The sequence below is a fragment of the Sanyastnella coralliicola genome, from assembly GCF_030845195.1.
Lineage (GTDB): Bacteria > Bacteroidota > Bacteroidia > Flavobacteriales_D > Sanyastnellaceae > Sanyastnella > Sanyastnella coralliicola.
This window is the reverse complement of sequence record NZ_CP132543.1, coordinates 597729-620530: the sequence shown is the minus strand read 5'-3', so window position 1 is coordinate 620530 and position 22802 is coordinate 597729. Positions and strand designations below refer to the sequence as shown.

General features: G+C 46.7%; 21 protein-coding genes. 8 read left to right on the top strand and 13 right to left on the bottom strand.

What is annotated here, in order from left to right; translation table 11 throughout:
- Positions 1-31: 31 nt before the first annotated feature.
- The 6 genes from RA156_RS02615 to RA156_RS02590 form a co-directional block, all read right to left on the bottom strand.
- Complete coding sequence (locus tag RA156_RS02615; protein ID WP_306642539.1) at positions 32-880, bottom strand: IS3 family transposase; 849 nt, start codon at positions 878-880, stop codon at positions 32-34.
- 26 nt (positions 881-906) lie between these two features.
- Complete coding sequence (locus tag RA156_RS02610; RefSeq protein WP_306642538.1) at positions 907-1269, bottom strand: transposase; 363 nt, start codon at positions 1267-1269, stop codon at positions 907-909.
- A 222-nt stretch (positions 1270-1491) separates the two neighbouring features.
- Positions 1492-2217, bottom strand: a complete 726-nt coding sequence (locus tag RA156_RS02605; protein ID WP_306642536.1) for a T9SS type A sorting domain-containing protein — start codon at positions 2215-2217, stop codon at positions 1492-1494.
- Between the two features lie 4 nt (positions 2218-2221).
- Complete coding sequence (locus RA156_RS02600; protein ID WP_306642535.1) at positions 2222-3625, bottom strand: DUF1501 domain-containing protein; 1404 nt, start codon at positions 3623-3625, stop codon at positions 2222-2224.
- A gap of 16 nt (positions 3626-3641) precedes the next feature.
- Positions 3642-5492 carry a DUF1800 domain-containing protein gene (locus tag RA156_RS02595; RefSeq protein WP_306642532.1) on the bottom strand — a complete coding sequence of 617 codons (1851 nt, stop codon included), beginning with the start codon at positions 5490-5492 and terminating at the stop codon, positions 3642-3644.
- A 410-nt stretch (positions 5493-5902) separates the two neighbouring features.
- Positions 5903-8977, bottom strand: a complete 3075-nt coding sequence (locus tag RA156_RS02590; RefSeq protein WP_306642530.1) for a dockerin type I repeat-containing protein — start codon at positions 8975-8977, stop codon at positions 5903-5905.
- Positions 8978-9050: 73 nt separating this feature from the next.
- On the opposite strand from RA156_RS02590, the gene RA156_RS02585 reads away from it, so the two are divergent.
- Both RA156_RS02585 and RA156_RS02580 read left to right on the top strand, forming a co-directional pair.
- Entirely contained in the window at positions 9051-9512 is a 462-nt protein-coding gene (locus RA156_RS02585; protein ID WP_306642529.1) for a hypothetical protein, read from the top strand.
- A gap of 215 nt (positions 9513-9727) precedes the next feature.
- Positions 9728-10384, top strand: coding sequence for an HAD family hydrolase (locus RA156_RS02580; RefSeq protein ID WP_306642528.1), 657 nt, complete (start codon positions 9728-9730; stop codon positions 10382-10384).
- Between the two features lie 509 nt (positions 10385-10893).
- Here the strand turns inward: RA156_RS02580 and RA156_RS02575 are convergent.
- From RA156_RS02575 to RA156_RS02555, 5 genes are all read right to left on the bottom strand, one after another.
- Positions 10894-11460, bottom strand: coding sequence for a carbonic anhydrase (locus RA156_RS02575; protein WP_306642527.1), 567 nt, complete (start codon positions 11458-11460; stop codon positions 10894-10896).
- A gap of 343 nt (positions 11461-11803) precedes the next feature.
- On the bottom strand, positions 11804-12859 hold the full coding sequence (locus RA156_RS02570; RefSeq protein WP_306642526.1) for a fatty acid desaturase family protein: 1056 nt from the start codon (positions 12857-12859) through the stop codon (positions 11804-11806).
- A complete protein-coding gene (locus RA156_RS02565; RefSeq protein ID WP_306642524.1) occupies positions 12849-13946 on the bottom strand; it encodes a fatty acid desaturase family protein in 1098 nt (365 codons plus the stop codon). Before RA156_RS02565 ends, RA156_RS02570 begins: the two co-directional genes overlap by 11 nt.
- A 98-nt stretch (positions 13947-14044) precedes the next feature.
- The gene (locus tag RA156_RS02560) at positions 14045-14950 is read right to left on the bottom strand and encodes a helix-turn-helix domain-containing protein (RefSeq protein WP_306642522.1); all 906 of its coding nucleotides are present in this window, start codon (positions 14948-14950) and stop codon (positions 14045-14047) included.
- Positions 14951-16590: 1640 nt separating this feature from the next.
- On the bottom strand, positions 16591-17352 hold the full coding sequence (locus RA156_RS02555) for an MBL fold metallo-hydrolase (RefSeq protein ID WP_306642521.1): 762 nt from the start codon (positions 17350-17352) through the stop codon (positions 16591-16593).
- Between the two features lie 42 nt (positions 17353-17394).
- Here RA156_RS02555 and RA156_RS02550 point away from each other — a divergent pair, with 42 nt between their 5' ends.
- The gene (locus RA156_RS02550) at positions 17395-18276 is read left to right on the top strand and encodes a hypothetical protein (protein ID WP_306642520.1); all 882 of its coding nucleotides are present in this window, start codon (positions 17395-17397) and stop codon (positions 18274-18276) included.
- Between the two features lie 275 nt (positions 18277-18551).
- Positions 18552-18992, top strand: coding sequence for an OsmC family protein (locus RA156_RS02545; protein ID WP_306642519.1), 441 nt, complete (start codon positions 18552-18554; stop codon positions 18990-18992).
- Between the two features lie 9 nt (positions 18993-19001).
- On the opposite strand, the gene RA156_RS02540 is transcribed toward RA156_RS02545, so the two are convergent.
- Positions 19002-19352, bottom strand: coding sequence for a winged helix-turn-helix transcriptional regulator (locus RA156_RS02540; RefSeq protein WP_306642518.1), 351 nt, complete (start codon positions 19350-19352; stop codon positions 19002-19004).
- Between the two features lie 109 nt (positions 19353-19461).
- Here RA156_RS02540 and RA156_RS02535 point away from each other — a divergent pair, with 109 nt between their 5' ends.
- Genes RA156_RS02535 through RA156_RS02525 form a run of 3 tightly spaced genes read left to right on the top strand, consistent with a single transcriptional unit; the run spans position 19462 to position 21644 of the window.
- On the top strand, positions 19462-20349 hold the full coding sequence (locus RA156_RS02535; RefSeq protein ID WP_306642517.1) for a type 1 glutamine amidotransferase domain-containing protein: 888 nt from the start codon (positions 19462-19464) through the stop codon (positions 20347-20349).
- A gap of 36 nt (positions 20350-20385) precedes the next feature.
- A complete protein-coding gene (locus RA156_RS02530) occupies positions 20386-20991 on the top strand; it encodes a hypothetical protein (RefSeq protein WP_306642516.1) in 606 nt (201 codons plus the stop codon).
- A 35-nt stretch (positions 20992-21026) separates the two neighbouring features.
- Positions 21027-21644 (top strand): NADPH-dependent F420 reductase, encoded by a 618-nt coding sequence (locus tag RA156_RS02525; protein WP_306642515.1) that lies wholly within the window; start codon positions 21027-21029, stop codon positions 21642-21644.
- On the opposite strand, the gene RA156_RS02520 is transcribed toward RA156_RS02525, so the two are convergent.
- Complete coding sequence (locus RA156_RS02520; protein WP_306642514.1) at positions 21630-22070, bottom strand: GNAT family N-acetyltransferase; 441 nt, start codon at positions 22068-22070, stop codon at positions 21630-21632. The genes RA156_RS02525 and RA156_RS02520 overlap by 15 nt on opposite strands.
- A 289-nt stretch (positions 22071-22359) precedes the next feature.
- Between RA156_RS02520 and RA156_RS02515 the strand changes: the two genes are divergently transcribed.
- Complete coding sequence (locus RA156_RS02515; RefSeq protein ID WP_306642512.1) at positions 22360-22725, top strand: four helix bundle protein; 366 nt, start codon at positions 22360-22362, stop codon at positions 22723-22725.
- Positions 22726-22802: the final 77 nt, after the last annotated feature.

Sequence of the window (22802 nt, the reverse complement as noted above, 5' to 3'; positions counted from 1 at the left end):
AAAAGTTGACAGTGTTTGTACTAATTTACTGTTATAGGTTTACAAGTGTTCTTGTTTCCTGTTTTAGGTTGTCTTTTTCAAAGTGAACTTGGTTGGGCGTAGCTAGCCTTAAGCTTTCATGTGGTCGAAGCGAGTTGTACAGTGCAACAGCTTTGCGGACTCCTTCTCGTGCGTCATCTAAGCCTCTTAAGTTGTAGCTATCTAAGAACTCTCCTTTGATGATACCATTGATTCGTTCAGCTTTAGGATTGTCCAACGGTTGGGAGTTCTGAGTCATTGAGATTCGGATTCCGTGTTGTTCCAGCAATGCTGTGTATTCACTCGAACAGTATTGGACTCCGCGATCTGAATGATGGATAAGACCTTCCGTGCTGGTTGTCGTTGATAGCGCCATTCGCAAGGCGGCTATACATCCTGAACGATCCAAGGAGCGCGATAGATGATAACCCACGATTCGTCTTGAGTAAGCATCCGTAATCAAGGATAAGTACAAGAACTTACTACCTACTCGAACATAGGTAATATCACTCACCCACAGTTGGTTAGACCCACTAAGCCGGATTCCTTCTGTGAGATTATCGAAGCGATTAAACCAACGGTAGGAGAACGTCGTCTTGGCCTTGTTACGACGAACCTTTACCAACATCCCATTAGAGCGAAGAATATCAAACAGACGGTCTCGACCGATTTTCAACTCATTTTCATCCATTTCTGACTTGATCATATGGTACAGCTTGCGTGTACCAACTCGTGGTAGCTTGGAACGGACTTCAGACACCAGAGATAGAACCACTTCCTCTTGCAAAAGCGTTCGCTCCCTTGTCTTCTGTGATTTATAATACGATTGTCTGGTTACACCAAGTAGCCTGCATAACACCACCAGGGAGGTGCTTGCATTCTCCTGTTTTACTTGTTCGACTGCTTGGTATCGGACTTTTTTCTGATGTTGATCTTCAGCTGATCTTCAGCTATATCGATCATCGCATCAAGTAACTGAGTCTTGAGTTTTTCCTCTTTTAGCTGCGCTTCTAAGGCACGAATACGAGCTGCTAGAGCTTCTGGATCTTCTTTCTTAGATGGATGTGACATGGCTTGATGGGTCTCGAGATAACCAAATTTACGCATCCAATCTAGGATTGTACTATGACCCTTGATATGAAAGTGTCTACGTGCTTCTGTCATGCTCATTTCACCACTGCTCACTAGGTCGCAGATCTCATGTTTTAGCGCTAAACTGAAGCGCTGGCGGATTGAATAGGTTTGTGACATTGTGTTTGGTTTTAATGTCAACCTATTTCAGGATGGGACTCGTCCGGCGTCCGGCGTCCGTTTCCATACCAATCGAATAATTACTATCCGCCTAATCATGCTAATTCCGGCATCCGGCGTCCGGCATCCGTTTCCATAACAATCGAATTACTGCTATCTGCCTGACCATGCTATCCGCCTTAGGCGGTCCTAATCATGCTATCCACCTCAGGCGGACTAACATCACTCTACCACCACTCTCCTAACAGCCCGCACCCCTTCTGAATTCTTCAATACAACGAGGTACAACCCTCCTTCCCAAGAGCTTACCTCAAGGAAAGATGTCGTTCCGAATACTTGGTCGCTGTGGACGAGTTGGCCGGAGCTGTTGTAGACTTCGAGGTCTAGGGTACCGCTTTCATAGTGGCGGATGGTGAGGACGTCACGTACCGGGTTAGGGAACGCGCTGAACTCAAGAGAGGCCGTGATTTCTTCGATATCGACTGTGGTGTCTTCTACGTCTACCTTGATCTCGCAGATACCTGAGCATTCACTTCCATCCCAGTTGGTGTCGATGGTGATGAGCATGTATCGTCCGACGATGCCGTCGAAATAGGGGCCTGATTCTCCGGAGTAGTCATCGTTTCCTGGGGCTTCGTTTACCTCGAAGGTTCCGAAGTTCTCCCATGTCTCTCCGTCAACAGAAAAATCAAAGTAGCAGTTGCGTGCGCCTTGTCCTGTTTGGTCTGGTACGTTTAAGTTCCAGATGTGTGACTCAAAGAAAGCATGTGGTGAACCGAGATCGTACATGATCCAATGTCCTTCACCGCGTTCTGGGTTTGGGTTTTCGGAAGTGGAGCATGACAACCAGGCGTCTTCCCAGTTAATGCTGTGTGAGCCGAAATCACATTGCGCTGAGGCCAGCAAGCTTGATGTGATCAATGAAAATAGAAAGAGTGTCTTTTTCATGGTCTTAGATATTCATGAAGCCGATTGGCTGGCCATTATTAATGTCGAAGAATTCACCCAGGTTCGGGAGGATGTACTCCATGTCTCCTGGTTCCACGCCCATCCATAAGGCGAGTTCAGCGAAGTACTCATCAGCGGATGTTGTTGGAAGGATGATTCCATTTCCTACCTCTTGGTCTGATCCCAATCCGAGGTTCGGGTACTGACCATAGATTTGTCCGCCGTTAACTGCGCCGCCCATCACGATAGCGTTTCCGCCCCATGCGTGATCCGTTCCGTTTCCGTTTGAAGTGAGTGTTCGGGCGAAATCAGAGATGGTGAAAGTGGTTACACAATCATCCATGTTGATCTCTTCCATTGCTGCTTGGAATTCTCCGAGGGCTTGAGACACGAGGGCAAGCATCGCTTGTTGATTCTCAAGAACCTCATCGTGGTGATCCCACCCCCCGAAAGTAAGGAAGTAGGTTTGGCGCGTATGTCCTAGAACAGAGCTTGCTGCGATACTCTTCGCAATCATCTGCATGTTCTGTGAAATTGGGTTCTGAGGGTTGAACTGCGTTACAAACTCACTCACCCCTGCAATCGCAGAACTAAAGGCTTCGTGTGACCCTTGTGCGTTCAATACCTTGTCGCGGTAGGTCTGCTTGAAGATGTCTTGGTACTCTTGCTCAAGTACACTTTGCGCTGTATTTCCAAGCAATTGGTTGAATGGGTCTTCTTCTTCGAAGATGTTGATTCCCACACTTCCATTTCCAGAATTCTCAATCGCAAATTCAATGATCTCGTTTCCAGTTTGGAAAGTGTTTACCCCACTGAGTGAAATGCTCATACTCACATCCTGATTGTCATTCAAGGTGTGCAGGATATCGGCCATTCGTCCACCCCAACCTTTCGAGGTACGCTCTTGAGGCAAGCTCGTCTGCCATTGTTGAATTTGATCCGAGTGCGAAAGCAATCCGAGCGGAAGCAGCGCTGTACCATCGATCACCTGTTGCTTGGTGGTTGGCTGACGAAGCGTGCCGACATTCGAAATGAAGGCCGCCTTTCCAGTGTTAAACAAACCTTGAAGTTCCGGCATGCTTGGGTGTAGACCGTAACTATAGCCGTCTCCATCTGTGAAGTTCAAAGGAAGTAAGCTTCCTTGCGGTAACGCAAGATTCGAACGAGAAGCAGCGTAGTTATTGTAGATCTCCGTTGTAGAAGGAACCAGCATGTTGTAGCTGTCATTTCCTCCTGCTAGAAGAATACATACTGTAGCCTTATAGTCACCCGTCAATGGCATCAACGGTGAGCTCATCGCTGGTTTTGCGAGCGCATTCATCATCCCCAAGTTGAAGTAAGAATTGAGGAAGGTCGCTGATCCTACCAGGGCACAACTAGCTTGCCCGAGGAATTTACGGCGCGACATGCCGTTCTTGTGTGCATTATTTTTGGATGACATAGTCTGGGCTGATTAGTGTTAAGAAAATACCTGCTTTCACCGCGGCCTCATCATCAAAGAGGGCCATCAGTTCGACTGCGTCGCCGATCTCTTCTTTGGTCTCGTCTGACATGGTTCCTCCAGTCAGGAGTATATCCAAACGATCCATCAAGACTTCTCCTTGCGTGGAGAGTAAGACCTCATCACTGAGGTCAAGATCAACGCGATCTTCTTCTGCCAAAAGATCCCAGTTGAATTCAGGGAAACCAATGTTGTTTTCGCTGGCTTCAGTACTCACATCTAGATAGAAATCACCCAGGAACATGAAGTACACGAGATTGACATAGTTAATGGCTGTCGCCGAAGTCAAGATCTCAAACTCAGGAGCTACGAGTCCTTCATCGAAGATTGGTCCGTGAGGTGAGTGACTTGGCAGGAAGAAATTGAATACCGAAGGGGCCCCGAGTGGCGATTGGTAGGTCGCTTCTTGGTACCATCCACCAACGGCCCACATATCTCCTGACTCATTCGCCGCGTCAAAGGCGCGAAGGATCTGTGTCATACGAATCATCGGCTCACGCATCTTACCGCTCGAAGGAAGTTCGATCCATTCACAGTCACGAGCTTCTGGGTCCAGTAAGACTTGGCGAATCACTGCTTTCATATCTCCACGTACGCCTTCCCCGTTATCGTTGAATGCATCTGCGACACGCGAAACGTATTCCGGTGAAGGGTTCGACTTCACTAGGCGCTGAATTAACTGCTTACCAATGAAAGGCCCCACATTCGGGTGATTGAAGAGGTTGTCCATGGCATCAGAAATATCTTCTGCCCCTGATTGACCTGAAGGAACTACTTGTCCGTTGAGTAGGTACTTCTCCCCTGGTTCGTGCCATGCTTCGTTGATCTCCATTGGCAACCACGTATTGATGGTTGGAATGGTGTTGAACTCACCATCCCATTGGACTGGGATATCACTGATATCATCCCAATGCCACCAGTATTCTGCTGGTGCTAGTCCGGTGAAGATCTTAGCGAACTCCTGAATGTCATCGTTATCATAAGATGCAATCGGTTCATTGTCATCGTCGAATTGGATACTACCGTCGTTATTTAGCTCATACAAACCGATCGTGAACAGCTGCATGACCTCACGCGCATAATTCTCATCGGGTTGGATGTTGTTCTCTTCATCGGTTCGCTCGTTGTTGAGGTGACTTAAGTAGTAGCCCATCACGGGGTGCATCGTCACATCCTCAATCAAGTCGCGGAAGTTGCCGAAAGAATTTTGGTAGAGCATATCATAGTACGCTGCCAACCCATGTCCTGCGATTTCCAAGTCACTGCGTTCCGAAACCACGAAGATTTCAGAAAGCGCCAAGGCGATTCGCTGTCGCAACTGGTCTTCCGAGTGCATCACATTATGCCACCAAGCTTGACGCCAATAGATCGACAATGGGAAAATGTTTGGGTTTTCGTAGACCTCTTCTTCTCCATAGATATCGTAATACTGTTGGAGGAAGTCGTTCCACACCATATCCATCGTATCGCGGAAGGAAACGAGTGGTGCTTCAAACTGCTGTTCCATCCAGAACTCTGGTCCTACAGAAGCTACATCTTGAATCAATTCATAATCTGCACCGAGTGATGCTTGCCCCAGGAAGCGAGACGCATCCTTCAGGTGTTGGTTGAGGCCGAGACCATTGATTGTCGCTTGGTGGCTAGTACCATTCGACTGGCTCGACGAGGTGACCGTGACGCCGTTGTCTTGTCCGGCCCCAAAATGATCTTGAAAGATCTGGGATTGCGCAGACAAACACCACAGCGCCATGGCGGCGAGGAGTGAGTATTTCATGACTGGTCAGTTTCGTACCGCTAAGTAAGTTAGGGAACTATCCAAAGCGGCATATATGCCGTTAGACGAATTGCTAACACGAAAGTTTACAGAGGGGGGTGGATTTTAACATTTGAATCCGGCATCCGGCGTCCGGCGTCCGTGGAGAATGCGGAAAGAGGATCGCGGATCGCGGATTGCGGATTGCGGATTGCGGATTGCGGATTGCGGATTGCGGTGGTTAGGGGTAGCATGATTAACGGGAAACCTGAATTGTGACGGATCATAACGGATGCCGGACGCCGGACGCCGGAATCAGCATGATTAGTTCGCCTTCGGCTGGATAGCGTGATTAGTCCGCCTCTGGCGGATAGTATATTTAGTTGAACTCGACGGTAGCAACTATCAATCAAAAATTTCCATCCTGGAGATCAGCCATAGTAACCAAGTAAGATTAGTAAGTCTGCTACGTTAACTAAACCATCACCGTTGAAATCAGCAGTTAGGTCAAAACCGGTTTGGCCATATTGTGCAAGGAACTCAAGCAAATCTCCTGCGTTCGTATTGCCATCGCCATTGAGGTCTCCACAATTCACCCCGTAGGCGCATGATCCATCGTCGGTATTTGCCGTGGGGCTGTAATTACATGCATCTGAATCAAGACAACCATAGATCAACACCAAAGCTGGAATGGAAATAACTTCATCTACGCAGCAGGTATTATCGTTTGTTAGGCAGAATGAGACGTTCGTTTCTTCTCCAACAGGGAAATAATCATTCAAAGGCAGATCGTACACTTCTTCTTGAAAGTGCATTTGGAAGTTCTCATTCGCATCTACGTCAACAGAGATTTCAGTCAATTCCACACCAATCTCCCCAATTGAATACGAAAAGCCGTCATAACTTCCACCTGGTTGAGAGAGCATGGATTTCGAAAGTATCCATTGGCATACTCCATAATTGAACTCTACCAGTTGGACTCCTCCGTAAAGTCCTGTGAATGTAATTTCGTTGTTGCTTACAGATAAAATTTCAGCCTCATGAATACCAAATTCTGGATGATTAATGGTTATCTCCATACCCTCCAAAATAGCGGCGTTCGCATCGAAGGAAAATACGGCCTTAGCTACACCAGTCGGGTTTAAATGACATTCCGGAAAATCAATGGTCCAAATCGCTAGCGGGGTGAGAACGTCAGTTGATTCTACCGAAAACTCCTCTGTAAAAGTTAATTCCGGGTCAATTTCTGAAGTAACATTGATGGTATATTCACCTTGAGGGAGATTGCCTATTTGAACGCTCCCACTTGAATATTCATACTGTGCATCTGCTACTGGAGGAGTTAAATCAATTTCTAAATCACTCATGTCATAATCCGAAAAGAAATAAGAGAGAATAAATCCTCCAGGTTCTTCCGGACAATAGCTTCCAACAGGTGTTCCGTAAAGACCCGCTATTTCCTCTAATGGAATCGTCACATCATGGCAGCAATTTGGGTCTCCAAAAAGACAAAAACTGACAACGGGCTCAGTTCCTAGAGGGAATTCAACAAATCCTGGCAGATAATGGGTGACTCCATCGTAGCTCAAAAAAAACTGCTCACCACTCGATTGGACATCTATATCTAGAATAAAACTCTCGTCGGTCACTGTTACCAGATCTGCGGTATATCCTTCAAATGTTAAACCCGGAGTCTCACCCATGTACTTATTGAAACTCCATTCACATCCGAACAGCTTCACTATGATATCTTGATAGCCACCATAAAGTGATCCAACAATGATCGCGTTGTACTGAAATTCTAGAATCTGCGGTGAATAGTAACCTGCAAATGGATGGTCAACAAAAATCTCCACATTGTCAATTAGGAAGTCACTTAATGGTCCTTCAAAAAGAATACTAGCTACTCCATCAGGATCACCACAGGTCTCAGCTAATTGAATTGCTCCGACGTTAATTGGATTCGGGGTCCAATCAACCAATTCGAAGCATGATTCAACTGAACACAACGTTTGGTTATTGGTGACTCTTAGGCAGTAATTTCCGGCTTCGGGTGCGAAGACCAATAATGAGTCGGAGTACCAAGCAATTGAAGTTGGAACAGGTGCCCCGAATATTGTAAACAACTCAGCAGAGAAACCAATCCCTTCATTTAGATTTTCATAAGTAAATGATGCCCATGCTTCTACCTCTCCGTTTTGATCACAATAAGAAGGACTCAAGTATGACTGTTCGATAGAGAAACTAATTGGCGGTGGGTCAACGGTAAAGCACGATTGTCGGGCACAATCCATGTTTTCATACCCCATTCTAAAACAAAAATCGCCAGGCGGTAATTCCGAAACAAGAAACGTCTCATTCTCTAACAACTCAATTTCAGCCTCAATTGCTTCCATTGATTCCTGATCAATTACTTCCCATATGTAAGGTTCAAGAGATTCGATCAAAGAATACGAGATTTCTGCGCTACCACTATATTCTCCTTCAGAATTGCAAGAGGATTCCACGTCAGGTTGTGACAGGGTAAATTCGTAAGGGGAATTCTCAACTTCAAAACAGAGCTCCTGAACACAACTCGAACCAATTAGATTAAACTGGGCACAGTACTCACCAGGATTTAAGCCAGAAACATCCACACTAGACCCCCAAATAGAGCTATTCCATTCTGTTGATATTGGTACGGTTACTCCCGTTTCTTGATCAACTATTTCAAGGATGAGTATTTCATGATGATACACATCGTGTTCAATGGTAACAACACGTGACCCTAATTGACCATTTACGCATTCAACCGTCGAAACTTCATATGAGTCAATAATCGAGTTTCCATTGTTGACAGGAATATCAATCTCAAATAATTGGGTGCAATTAAACGCATCATCAACAGCTGGAAGGGACAACTCTATGGAATATTCTGCATTAGTTATTCCGAAGATGTCGATGTACTGATCAGAGGATTCAATTTCTAAATAAGGATTCTCGGGATAAATATTGAGAGTGAAATCATCGTACTCCTGTTGTTTGTATAACCTGATCCATCCGTCGAAAGCACCATCACAGCTAGGGCCTTGTTCTTCTTGAATGCTTCCGTATGCAGGTTCCTTTACATTGTTAAATACATACGATAAGCTGTACTGTTCCTCCTCAACGCAATGACCGAACGGATAATTGGGAGATGGAGATGTCGCCACCTCTACAATCAATAATTCAGATTCAAAAGGATAGTCCTCAAATCCAGAAAGATTAAAGTAGTTATCACCCGGTTCAGCAACAACATACCATAAGATTGGTTGATAACCGTACCCGTATGAGAACCATACAGTCCAGGCGTCATCATCATCATCTGTCCCTACAATGTTCAGGTTAACTTCCAAGTTTCCTGTGTTGCAATCTGGGAACCCATAAAACAGTTGGAAATTCCATCCATCACAATCTTCTTGAGCTTGAATAAATGAGGCCGTTCCTACAAGCAATAGCAGTAGAACGAGTTTTAGATAAGAAGGCATAGAGCGAAGATAAAAAAAGACGACCAGTGTGAAGCTCTCCTTGGCTATCTTCACCTTCTCAAAAACTACACCGATGGAAGAAATGATCCTTGACAACCCACGTGAGAACGGAATGGAACGCCGAAGAAAGTTGCTTCCTGTATGGATCAAGATATTCATTTGGTTCTTCCTAATATCAGGGATCCTTACGCCTTTCGTACATGTGTTTGGCATAATATTCGAAAAACACAGTTCTAGTATTTATGGCCTTCTTTCATCTTCTAGTCTTTCTATCACCTCGTTCATTGTTAGCGCGATATACCTTTTCAAAGGACTGGTAGCCTACGGATTGTGGTTTGAAAAAGACTGGGGTGTCAAATACGCGCAAATCGACGCCATTGTTGGTATCATTATTTGCTTTCTCGCCATGGTACTCCTCCCTTTCGTAACTGATGTAGTTAAATTCAGTTTTCGATTTGAAATTCTCTTCCTCATCCCCTACTACCTCAAAATGATTCGCATTCAGCAGGAGTGGACGGCTAGGGGAATCTTTTAGGAGGCGTTAGGCGTTAGGCTTTAGGCGTTAGGAGGGTACTCATGAAGGTCAACTACGAACCCTTGAAATAGTGATTAATAATTGGTGAATTCTGAAAGATGAACTAACGGTCAACTCTTGAGTTTAAGATCCTCCAAGTCTACACTGCAATACTAAAGCCTAAAGCCCAAAGCCCAACCACGAACCACGAACCACAAACCACAAACCAAAACCACATGCACTTCATCATCTTCGACATCGACGGCACCCTTACAGATTCCACTGCGGTGGATGATGATTGCTTTGTGCGTGCCTTTCAGGAAACTTTTGAAATTAACTCTTGGAATCAGAGTTGGGAAGGACTTCAAAATGTGACCGATTGGGGGATTACAGAAGAAATCTTCGAACGCGAATTTGGTCGACTTCCTTCGGATGAAGAGTTTCAGCGGATGCATGACAATTTCATTCGTTTGCTGAAGTATGAGCAAGAGCACCATCCGGAGAAATTCAAGGAAGTGCCTGGAGCGAAAGAATTCTTCAACTCGTTGAAGAATGATCCAAACATCGGACTAGGCGTCGCTACGGGCTCTTGGGAGCAATCAGCTATGGTGAAGCTAAATACAGGTGGGATCGATATCCAAGGTGTGTGTTTCTCTAACAGCGATTACCACAAAACCCGCGCAGGAATTACTCAAGACGTTATCGACCAACTCAAAGAACGCACGGGCGAAGAACCCGAACGCATCATCTACTTCGGCGATGGCACCTGGGACTATAAAACATGCCAACTCCTCGAAATTGAATTCATCGGTGTAGATGTGCACTTGAATGGGAAACTGAAGGCGTTGGGGGCGGAACGGGTTATTTCTTCGTACTTAGGCGTTAGGCTTTAGGCTATAGGCGTTAGCGGTGGACGGTGGACGGTGGACGGTGGACGGTGGACGGTGGACGGTGGACGGAACCAAACAAATTCACCCAATTATCCTTGCCATTGAAAGTTTATCTCCCCTGATACAGGCGCAAGATTGCGCCGCTAAAGGACCAAGGACAGGACATATAAGTGGTACGTGGTACGTGGTACGTGGTACGTGGTACGTGGTACGTGGTACGTGGTACGTGGTACGTGGTACGTGGTACGTGGTACGTGGTACGAAGTTAACTAATCATGCTATCCGCCTCAGGCGGAACTAATCATGCTATTTCCGGCATCCGGCGTCCGGCGTCCGTTTATAGACAGGGCCTCAGTTGGAAAACACCTAAGACATTTCGCCATTTCGCCATTTCGCCATTTCGCCCTTAAAAAACAGAAAGAAAAAATCAGGGCACCACTGGGCACCCTGATCAATATTCCAATTAGCTAGTAGCAAGCCTCGGCATATTGCCTACCGCTTACTGCCTACGTCTAGAGAAAGTCTACTCTTCCTGAATCGAGGTTGTAGTAGGCTGGTACGATCTCAACATCGCCAGATTCTACTGCGTTGCGTACGATTGATGAGCGTGCCATCATATCGTCTACTGTGAGCATTGCGTTTTTCTTTACCACGTCGTTAATTTCAGCACCTTCACCTGCAGCTGCTACGGCTGGAGTGATGTGAGAAAGTAGGTGGTTCAGGTTGTATCCGTTGTTTCCTCCTTGTACCGCTGCAGTAACAGCTCCACAGCTCTGGTGTCCGAGCACTACAATCACTTTGGATCCCAGGTGAGCTACGGCGTATTCTATACTTGCAAGAGAAGAACTGTTGGCTACGTTTCCGGCAACGCGAATAACGAAAAGCTCTCCGATACCAGCGTCAAACGCTAATTCAGGAACAACACGGCTATCCGCACAACTCAAGATAATCGCGTACGGTGCTTGTCCACCTGTAAGCTCATCTCTGCGTGCTCCGTCTTGTAAATTTCCTTCAAGCTGATCATTTACGAATCGACCGTTTCCATCGGTCAATCGCTGTTTAATCTCTGAAATAGTCATGTTAAATCGTTTGGTGTTTCCTATGGTACTTGCAATCTAAGAAATCTTCGAGGATCGCGGAGCGCGGAACGCGGAACGCGGAGCGCGGAACGCGGAGCGCGGATTGCGGATTGTGGTTCGTGGTTCGTGGTTCGTGGTTCGCGGTTCGAACCTAATTAACCATGCTATCCGCCGAAGGCGGCCTAATCATGCTAGTTCCGGCATCCGGCGTCCGGCATCCGATTTCGAACAGGTCTTCATTCGGAGTACCCCCTCAAACATTTAGCCATTTAGCCGGTCATCCCTACGCCTTAAGCCATAAGCCCTAAGCCCAATCCATTTCGCCATTTCGCCATTTCGCCTTTTAGCCCCTGCGCCCCAGAGAATTGAGTAGTTTCAAATGACTCACCACCCCACCCAAATAACTCGTCTGATTGGGTCTGACTCCGTGGGCGAGTAGTACACCGTAGAGAATCCGGTTGAGTTGAGGATAGTAGACATGGTGAATGTGTGGGAACAAGTGATGGGCGATGTGATTGTTGAACCCTCCCAGGATGAAGTTTGCGAGTTCACTGAAAGGGTGCATATCATTGGAGCTTTTCACTTGATTCATTAGCCACGATTCTTGGATGATTCCATCTTCAGTGGTTTCTGGGTAGGCGGTGCTTTCTACATGGTGAGTCATGAAGAAAGTGAGCAAGAGGAAGATCGATTGCACCAGGTGCATGATCAAGAAACCGACGACGATGAGCCACCATGCTTGAGGGGCAAGGACGAGAGGAAGCACCAACAAGTAGGCAACGTAAAACACCTTTTGAAGGAAGAAGCCACTAAAGTACTTTCCGGTCATTCGTCCGCTCTTGAGTTCGTGAATGAAGATCAATGCATCTTTCACGAAGATCCAGTAGAGCGAATAAGTCGTGTATGCGATGGGGGCATAAACGATCTGAAAACGATGGTACCAGCGCTTGGGCATGTCGGGAGAAACTCGAATCAGACTGGTGATCTGGAGGTCGGAGTCGTACTCCTTTACGTTGGGAGCGAAGTGATGTGAATTCACATGACGTTCTCTCCAGGCTTCCGCGTGAGCGCCAACCAAAGTGTAAATGGCTACAAAGCAGTAGTGATTCCACTTATCCCCTCTCCACACGGTGTTGTGGGAGAAGTCATGCGCAAAATTGAAAGCAAACAAGATCGTGCACAAGCCGAATCCGGTATAACTGAGGATGAATAGGGATGTACTTAATTCACTGAACAAGAGTGAATAGCAGGCTACGGCACCTCCAAAGAACACGATGAACTTCAGGGTGAGTAGTATGATTAATCGTGATCTAGATTGGTCTAGACCTTCTCTGACAGAGGTGCGAATTAACTTCAGCAACTGACTGTCTTTGGCGATATGGAGGTGTTTATTTCGCATACTCACGGATTTGATAGTTCGTATGCTTCCCCATATTCTTCAGATGGCGAAAGTGTGATTTGAGTGCCTGTCCGTAAGGCATCTCCATATAAGTTACCTCATGCTTCTCTGCCAATTCACGGAAGATCGGAAGGATCTCACGGTAGTGAATATGACATACATTCGGCAACAGATGATGCAGGGCATGTGCATTGAAACCACCCAGAATGAAGTTACAGAATCGACTATCAGAATTGTAGTCGACTGAAGTCTTCATTTGCAACATCGGCCAGCTCATTTCTAGGCTTCCGTCGGCATTGGGTTCTGGGTGGCTTACAAAATCAGAGACGTGCGAAACACCGAGGACTCCCACAAAAATCAACGAGACCAAGAAGTGATTCGCCACAAAGGCAATGATCGCATGTTCCCAACCGAATGGCAGCACCATGATTGGAAGGATGATCATGTAGCCGATGTAAAGCACCTTGAACAACAAGAGTTTGAACACTTCTATTTTCGGTATATCGATATTGATGGTTCGACTCGAGTAATTGATCAACATCAAGGTGTCGCGGAACAAGAACCAATTGATCGAATACAAGAGGTAGAGAACCGGCGCGTACAACCATTGAAAGCGATGGAACCATTTCAGTTCCTGCGTTTCTGTCATTCGAAAAAGCGGGTTATTCAACACGTCGATATCACTCCCTTCCACATTGGTGTAGAGGTGATGTGATTCCGTGTGGTGTTTCCCCCAGACGTAGGCGTTATTACCTTGCAGATTAAAGGAGATCTGGAACAGAATCTTGTTCCAAAATTTACTCTTCACTGCCACTTGATGCGAGGCATCATGAGAAATATTGAAGGCGGTCAGCAAGACCGAGATCCCCATTCCAAGGTAGAACGCATAAAATGCAATCAAGCTACCTGAAGTAATCATTAATGTATAGAGCACGACATTCATCGCGAGGTAGAAGAACATTTTCAACTTGAAACGTCGGTTCCCCGTCTTCGGAATGTTCCGTTCGGTGAAATAGGCGTCAACGCGTTCTCTCAGTTCCTTGTAGAAGAGAGAGCCACGGTCCTGTGTGAACTTAAGTTTTTGCATTGTTCTGTATTTAATCGAAGGAAAGTTTGGGCAATAGCAGGGCTAGCTGCCTCTTTCCTGCAGTTACTATGTTGGTTTTATTTGGTGAGATGAGGGGGCTACGAGATCATTTGCCGCAGCATCACTTGCAATTCTGCCTGTGTAGGTGGAATGCGTCGTGATTTTCCTTGTTGCCGGTTGAATTGGTTTGGCAACACCAAGATGTGATCGGTTTCTTCTGGTTCTGCTAATGTCGCTAGCGCGGAATCGTTTGTCGTTTCAGTGACGGTCGGCTTCACAATGGTCAGTGCCTTGGAAGGATCCGACACTTTCTTCATTGAGCTGCGCACGGTATCGGCTTTCTTGCGATTGATCAAGCCTTCGATTTGCTTGACCTTGCCTTCGAGGAAATCCGCTTCCATCAGCATGAGGTCGATCTTATGCAACGACTTTTGTACTTCTCTGGGTGAGGTCATTCCTCGAGAAGAATCAATTTTCGAGAGTTGCTCGTAACAAGAGCGCATCATCGTTTTACAAAAGGCCAATTGATCGTCATTTCCAGATGCTTTGCTCAATTCTATGAGCTTGTCGAAGTGCGCAATCTGAAGATTCAGCTCGTCGATATCCGCCTGACGTTGTTCGGTCTTCCCCACGCGTTTCATCAGTTTGTAGCGTTGGGTAGCCGCCTTCTCTCGAAGGTCTTCCTTGTCGGCTATCCAAGTAGAACGTAGGTACTCCAAATCTTTGAGTTCCATCTGATCCAACTCCACCGCCAATTTAATCGGAGCGTTTAAGTCGACCCCAGAGGTCTCCTTCGCCACCAATTTGCGCAGCGTTTCAATGGGTGTCCCGGTCAATTTTTCCAGGGCCTTCACCACTTCGCTTGGAGCAGCATAGTTATTACGTTCAATTCGTTGGAGTGTAGAATGGCAGCATCCAAGAGCTTGGGCCATTTCACGGAGAGACATGTGATTTTCCTCTCGCACCGCACGGAATACCCGCGCTTGCAGTAGTGTACTTATCATGAGTTCTAAGAATTAATGTTGAGACTAAGATGCGAACTCTGAAATAGTATGCAAGCATTCGAGCTGTTAAAATTCTTTAACGGACCTAGTACGTGGTTCGTGGTTCGTGGAGAATACGAGATATCGTTTTACGGAGTGCAGTCTCTGAAAAGGTAGACTGTGGACGGTGGACTGTGGACAGAACCAGCCTGATCATGCTATCCGCCTTAGGAGGAACTAATCATGCTATGTCCGGCATTCGGCGTCCGGCATCCGTTTTTAGATTGAGCTTTGCTGAGAACACCCCTAAATCTGATGGTAGACAGTGGACCGTGGACTGTGGACAGAACCAGCCTGAACGTGCTATCCGCCGCAGGCGGGCTGACCATGCTACCGCCGCAGGCGGAACTAATCATGCTATGTCCGGCATCCGGCGTCCGGCATCCGATTTTAGATTGAGCTTTGCTGAGAACACCCCTAAATCAGATGGTAGACAGTGGACCGTGGACTGTGGACAGAACCAGCCTGAACGTGCTATCCGCCGCAGGCGGAACTAATCATGCTATGTCCGGAATCCGGCGTCCGGCATCCGATTTTAGATTGAGCTTTGCTGAGAACACCCCTAAATCAGATGGTAGACAGTGGACCGTGGACTGTGGACAGAACCAGCCTGAACGTGCTATCCGCCGCAGGCGGGCTGACCATGCTACCGCCGCAGGCGGAACTAATCATGCTATGTCCGGCATCCGGCATCCGGCATCCGTTTTTAGATTGAGCTAAGCTGCGAACACCCCTAAAACATTTCGCCATTTCGCCATTTCGCCCTTAAGCCCCTTTTACCGACTTAGGCCTTAAGCCTTACGCCATATGCCCAAACCCCGTTAGCCATTTCGCCATTTTGCCATTTTGCCATTTAGCCTTTTAGCCTTTTAGCCTTTTAGCCTTAAAAAAAAAAGAAACCACCACCCACCTTGAGCCCATCGCTGCCGCGGGCCCACCCACCCCCAGACGCAGGCACAATTTAGACTCAAACCATCTGTTTCCTAGCACTTTAAACGTTTAATACCGCACGACTTTGTGTGTGTTGGACATTGTTTTACAGGTGACGAAAATTCGGTTCGTGGTTCGTGGTTCGTGGTTCGTGGTTCGTGGTTCGTGGAGAATACGAGATATCGTTTTACGAAGTGCAGTCTCTGAAATGGTGGACGGTGGACTGTGGACTGTGGACAGAACCAGCCTGATCATTCTATCCGCCTTAGGCGGAACTAATCATGCTATGTCCGGCATCCGGCGTCCGGCATCCGATTTTAGATTGAGCTTTGCTGAGAACACCCCTAAATCTGATGGTAGACAGTGGACCGTGGACTGTGGACAGAACCAGCCTGAACGTGCTATCCGCCGCAGGCGGAACTAATCATGCTAACTCCGGCATCCGGCGTCCGGCATCCGATTTTAGTTTGTCTTTCTCTCCGAATACTCAAATAACATTTCGCCATTTCGCCATTTCGCCCTTTAGCCGACTTAGGCCTTAAGCCATAGGCCATATGCCCGAACCTCGTTGGCCATTTCGCCTTTTCGCCCTTTAGCCAACTTAGGCCTTAAGCCTTACGCCATATGCCCAAGACTCCGTTAGCCATTTCGCCCTTTAGCCCGTTCGCCCTTTAAACAGTAAACTCAAGTCCATCGTAGGCCAACTCCACCCCTTCCGGCAACTCCTTTGAAATGTCTTCGTGCTTTCCTAATAGATGACTAATGTGTGTCAAGTACGCTCGTTCTGGTTTGATGATGGAGATGATCTCTAGCGCTTCTTCGAGGTTGAAGTGAGAGATGTGAGTTTCCTTTCGGAGAGCATTGATGACGAGTGTTTTGACACCACGCAACTTGTTGAGTTCCGCGCTAGCGATAGAATTAGCATCAGTAACATAGGCGAAATCACCGATACGGAAGGCCATGACCGGGAGCTTGTGGTGCATCACTTCGATAGGGATGAACTCAATACCATTGATTTCAAAAGGGGTCAAATCAATGGTCTTCAGCGCGATTTGAGGGATGCCTGGATAACGGATTGGCGCGAATACATAATGGAATTCGCGTTTCAATGCCTCTTGTACTCGTTCCGTAGCGTAGACATCCATGTCTTTCTTCTGACGGAAGTTGAAGGCACGGATATCATCGAGACCAGCGATGTGATCTTTGTGTTCATGTGTGAAGACTACTGCATCCAAGTTCTTGATTCCACTGGCGAGCATTTGCTGGCGGAAATCAGGTCCGGTATCGATGACAATATTGGTGTCGCCCTCAGAAATTTGGATAGAGGAACGCAAGCGTTTATCGCGAGAATCAGTGGATGTGCACACTTCACAATCGCAGGCAATGACTGGCACCCCTTGCGATGTTCCCGTACCGAGCATTCGTATCTTCATCGGGTGTAAAGGTAAGCGCAAAGATTTACCTTTGCGGGCTGGATGGGAAAGACTTCGCTGAACATAATCGGACTCTTAATATTGCTCACACTGACTTCAACACTTGAGGCGCAAGAGCAGTTCAGATGGGAGAAGAATAAGGTCAATAAAGGACGGTTTTACTTCTACTGGGGGTGGAATCGCAGTGCATACACAGAATCAGACATTCGCTTTTTCGGCGATGATCATGACTTCACCATGTATGATGTAGATGCCAGTGACAATCAAACAACTTTCCTTCCGCGTATCTACTTCAATCCGAAGTGGGCAACAACCCCACAATACAACTTCCGAGTTGGTTACTACTTGACCGACCGCTTCGAGCTTTCAGCTGGAATCGATCATATGAAGTACGTCATGGCGCGAACGCAGATCGTGAACATCGACGGCTACATCCGCACTGGTAGTAATTACGACGGCAACTACGATAACCAAGAAGTGTACATCGGACCGAAATTCGTAGAGTTCGAGCATACTGACGGACTGAACTACATCAACATTGAAGGTCGATTCAGCTCGCCTTCATACATGAATCAATTCTTTGATTTCAGCGCCTTCGGTGGGTTAAGCGTGGGTGGTCTCTACCCAAAGACCAACTGCACCCTCCTCAACATCGAACGCTACGACGACTTCCACTGGGCCGGCTACGGTTTCGGTGCTGTCGGCGGTCTCCGCACGCTCATTAAAGGACACTTCATCGTCCAATTCGAAGGCAAACTCGGTTGGATGAATATGCCAGACATCCGCACTACCATCCGCGAAAGTGATCGCGCCAGCCAACAATTCGGCTTCAGCCAGGTGAATGTGGTATTTGGCTGGATCTTCGGGAAGAACGGGTACCGGAATTGCGAAGGCCCGGCGGGTAGGCCGAAGACTTGGGATTAGATTGGTTGACGGTGGACAGTGGACAGTGGACAGAACCTAACTAACCATGCTAATCATGCTAACCGCCGCAGGCGGACTGATCATGCTAATCCCGGCTTCCGGCATCCGGCGTCCGTTCTATTTGCGTGCCAAGAGTAGGTTAAGCACCTTTAGCCATTTCGCCTTTTCGCCTTTTCGCCATTTCGCCCTAATTGAGAAAAGAGTGATTTCAACACCCCCACGGAACATTCCCCCAAAATTCCTGTTCTTGTTCCATACACTTAATCTATTTCACCATGATGAACAGAAGAGCCATTTCTACTTGGCAAGGATCAGGACTTGAAGGTAAAGGACAATTGACCGTGACAAGTGGAGTATTGAACGAGACGCCATACTCATTCAAGATGCGTTTTGAAGACGAGGAAGGACGTTCTGGAACGAACCCAGAAGAGCTACTTGCAGCGTCACACGCCGGATGCTTTAATATGGCATTGAGCTTTCAGTTGGTTGGTGCTGGATACGAAGCAGAGATGTTGGAAACGAAGTGTACCGTTACCTTGGAAAACGTGGGGGGGAATGACTTTGGAGTAACAAAGATTGTTCTTGATCTCCAGGCGAAGGTTCCAGGGCTTGATAATGACAAGTTCATGGAACTAGCCAATAATGCAAAGAACGGTTGTCCGATTTCGAAAGCGTTGAGCTCAGTTGATATTCAAATGAATGCGGTGCTGAAATAAGCACCCATTCTATTCTTCGTGTTCTATTCCCTCGAGATCCATCAGGAATAGGCCGTACTCTCTAATTTTCTCGACCAAAGGAATGCAGGTCTTGCCTTTCTCGGTCATTGAATACTCCACTTTCGGAGGCACTACTGCGTATACTTTTCTTTCTACGAAGCCCTCTTCTTCCAAGATGCGAAGCTGAGTTGTTAGCATCTTGTCAGTGATGTGAGGAATAGACTTCTTCAACTCACCATATCGATAGGTTCGATCTTTCAAACGCCAGATAATTGGCATCTTCCATGTACCCCCAATTCGATCCATGGCGAACTCCACAGGGTTGTAGTACAGTTTGTTCTTGTATAGAAACTCAGGCATAACTCATTGATATACTCATTACTAACCTATTTGATAGTAGCACTATTATAGGAAAGTCTCTTGCCAAAAGTACGATACCGTCTGAGATTTGCATAAAGAAATCAACTCAATGAAAATGCAACTCAGTTTTATCGGTGTCATCACACTTCTATTTGTGTCTTGCACCAACCACGCTCAAGTAGACAACACTGCTGAAGCGTCAACGTCAACTACAGATTCAGAAATGACTATGACTAAGTCAATCACTGAAACGGAACACTACGTCCACGCTCACGGAATGCCTTTCAAAGGAAAGATCCTCATGGTGGCAAGTAGTCCTTCAGTATCAGAACAAACAGGATGGCCCATTGGCTTTTGGGCGGCAGAGCTCACACACCCCTTGCACGTATTCCAGGAAGCAGGTTATGAAGTAGAACTTGCATCAACAGAAGGTGGAAAGATTGTCATGGATGGCTACTCGAACCCAACAGATGCGAGTGGTTACTCTGCACATGATGTCATCTCGCTTGGCTACATGCAGCTTGATTGGTTCAATCAAATGCTAGAGAACACCAAGAAAATAACAGAAGTCAACGCAGATGAATATGATGCCATCTTCCTCGTCGGCGGACAAGCACCAATGTACACTTTCCGTGGAAATCATGATTTGGAGAAGCTCTTCGCGGATTTCTACGAGAGCGGAAAGCCAAGTTCTGCAGTGTGTCACAGCACCACACTACTTCTGGAAGCAACTACTTCCAATGGAGAGCTTTTGGTGAATAACAAGACTTGGACAGGTTTTGCAGATGCAGAAGAAGACTTTGCTGACCAAGCTGTGGGTCAGAAGATCCAGCCTTACCGTATTCAAGAAGAGGCAAGCAAGATTGAAGGCACGAACTTCAAGGTGGCAGCTCCTTTTTCTTCATACGCTATCGCGGATGGAAACTTGATAACAGGACAGCAACAGAACTCGGGTGCAGCGGCGGCTCGTCTCGTAGTAGAGCTATTGACTCAGTAATTCATCAGGGGGGAGCAATCCCCCCTTCCTCTTGTTATGCGTTACCTGCTTTCATTTCTATTTGTCGCTGTTTTCGCTAGCGCGGAAGCGCAAAGTCTTGAATTGCTCCAAGGAACAGAGGCTTCATTTGCCGATGTACAGTTCCTAACGCAATTTGAAAAGGCGAATCGTGTTTCAACTTTCTTCCGCACACGCGCAGAGATCCAGTTGGATGATGGATCAGCCAATTACTTCAGCGGTCTCTTTTTGAATTACACCACGAGCTGGCATGTCGGTCCCACAGTCATCGGTAGCATCTCCAATGGTGGGAATGACAATTTCTTCGGGGTACACTTCTTCAAAGGATCAGTCAAAGGATCCATTTTCTCGCAAGTCTTTACCGACTTTAAATTGAAAGGGAGTTATCGTTGGTTTACCATTGCCCGTTGGTACCCTGAGATTAAGAGTATTCCATTTTACGCTAGCGCGGAATTGTTCACGATGTGGCGCGAAAGCGGCCATCGATTCAGCTTCATTGGACTAAGAGCTGGAATCACACTCAAAGGAGCTCAAGTCGGAATCGGCTACAACGTCAGCAGCATCGGAAATGAATTCACCCAGGGAAAAGAGCTTCCAGGGGTCTTTGTCCGCAAAGCTTTTTAACTTTTACCTAAGATCAATTCTATACATCAGACTTCATGAAAATCACCATCATCGGAACAGGGAATGTAGGCGGCACACTTGCTGAAAAATGGCTTGCCAAAGGTCATGATATTACACTCGGTGTTCGCGACACTAACAACTTTAAAGGCAACGCACTTCAAGGGATTGAATCAATGCAGGTTACGGGTATTGAAGAAAGCGTACAAAGTGCAGAGGTCATCCTTGTTGCCATTGGTGCGCCATACGCAGTAGAATTGTGCTCGCAATTGAAGAATGTCCAAGGCAAGATCATTATCGACGTCATGAATATTGTCCGCGGCAATGGTCCAGAAGGGTATTCAAACACTGCGCAGGCACTCACAGATCATACAGAAGGAGCACACATTGTAAAGTGCTTTAATACCACCGGCTTCAACAATATGAAAGATGCTACTTATGGCGATGTACATCTTGATCTTTTCATGTGTGGTGCAAGCTCTGAAGCCAAAGAGACCGTAGCATCCTTAGCTCGAGATGCAGGCTTTGCAGAATGTTATGATATTGGCGGAGAAGATCAGTTTGATCAGATGGAGAATTTCGCGCGCTTCTGGATTAACCTAGCTATGTTCCAAGGGATGGGACGTGAAATCGGATTCAAACTACATAGAAGATAACTTGGGATTCTCGATGATCGAGATTAGACCACAATGCTCATCCGCTTCAAGCACTTGCCAGTTTCCAAACCCTAACTTCTCAAGAACACGAATAGACTTAACGTTCTCCTCCATCACTCGTCCTGCGAGTCTCGGAATACCGTTCTCCCATGCCCACTCAATACACGCCTTCCCAGCTTCAGTAGCATAACCATTCCCACGATACTCAGGTAGCAAACGGAACCCTAGGTCAACGTATCCTTCTTCAGGATGATCTTTTAATCCGCACCATCCCATCACTGCACCGTCCGCTTTCCGAACGACAGTCCACCTGCCGAATCCCCATTTATCATAAGCGTCATACGCCTCAATAAACGCACGTGTTGCCGCCACACTTTCAAAGGCACCATCGCCGGTGAAACGCTGAACTTCGGCGTCGTTATTCATTTTGAAAAAATAGGGAGCGTCCGAACTTAGGAATTCTCTGAGTTCTAGTCTTTGGGTTTGGAAAGGGAGCATGATTTAGGGGTTAGCATGGTTAGCATGATTTAGGGGTTAGCATGGTTAGCATGATTAGTCTGCCTTCGGCAGTAGCATGATCAGTCGGTTTAAAGCGGTTAGTTTTTTGGGTGCGTTTTGATGATCTACAATGTGCAATCACTCGAGTATAAAGTTTTGGTTGACGATGGAAAAATAAATTTCATAAAGTCTTACCTCCTAGGCATCTTAGATAAAAATGGCAAGAACATTTGAATCGTTGGTCGTTTGGCAAAAGGCACGTTCGTTAAACAAGCGTATTAAGTTGGAGCTTGATAAAATTCCAGCCTCCAAAACTGACTACGACTTAAACCGCCAAATCAAACGCGCCAGCAATAGTGTGATGTCAAATATCGCAGAAGGATCATCCAGAGGCACCAAAGCAGACTATGCTAGGTTCATAGATATGGCATCAGGGTCCAGTTCAGAAATTAGAAGTCATCTTTATGCCTATCTCGATTACGAGATCCTTGAACCCTCAGTTGTCAAAGAACTCCAAGCCAAGAGTATCGAAATTAACAAGATGCTCACCGGCCTCAAGAAAACACTCAAGAATGCTAAATAGTAAATTCAGAAATAGTAGACGGTGGACGGTGGACGGTGGACGGTGGACGGTGGACGGAAAATAACTAATCACACTCC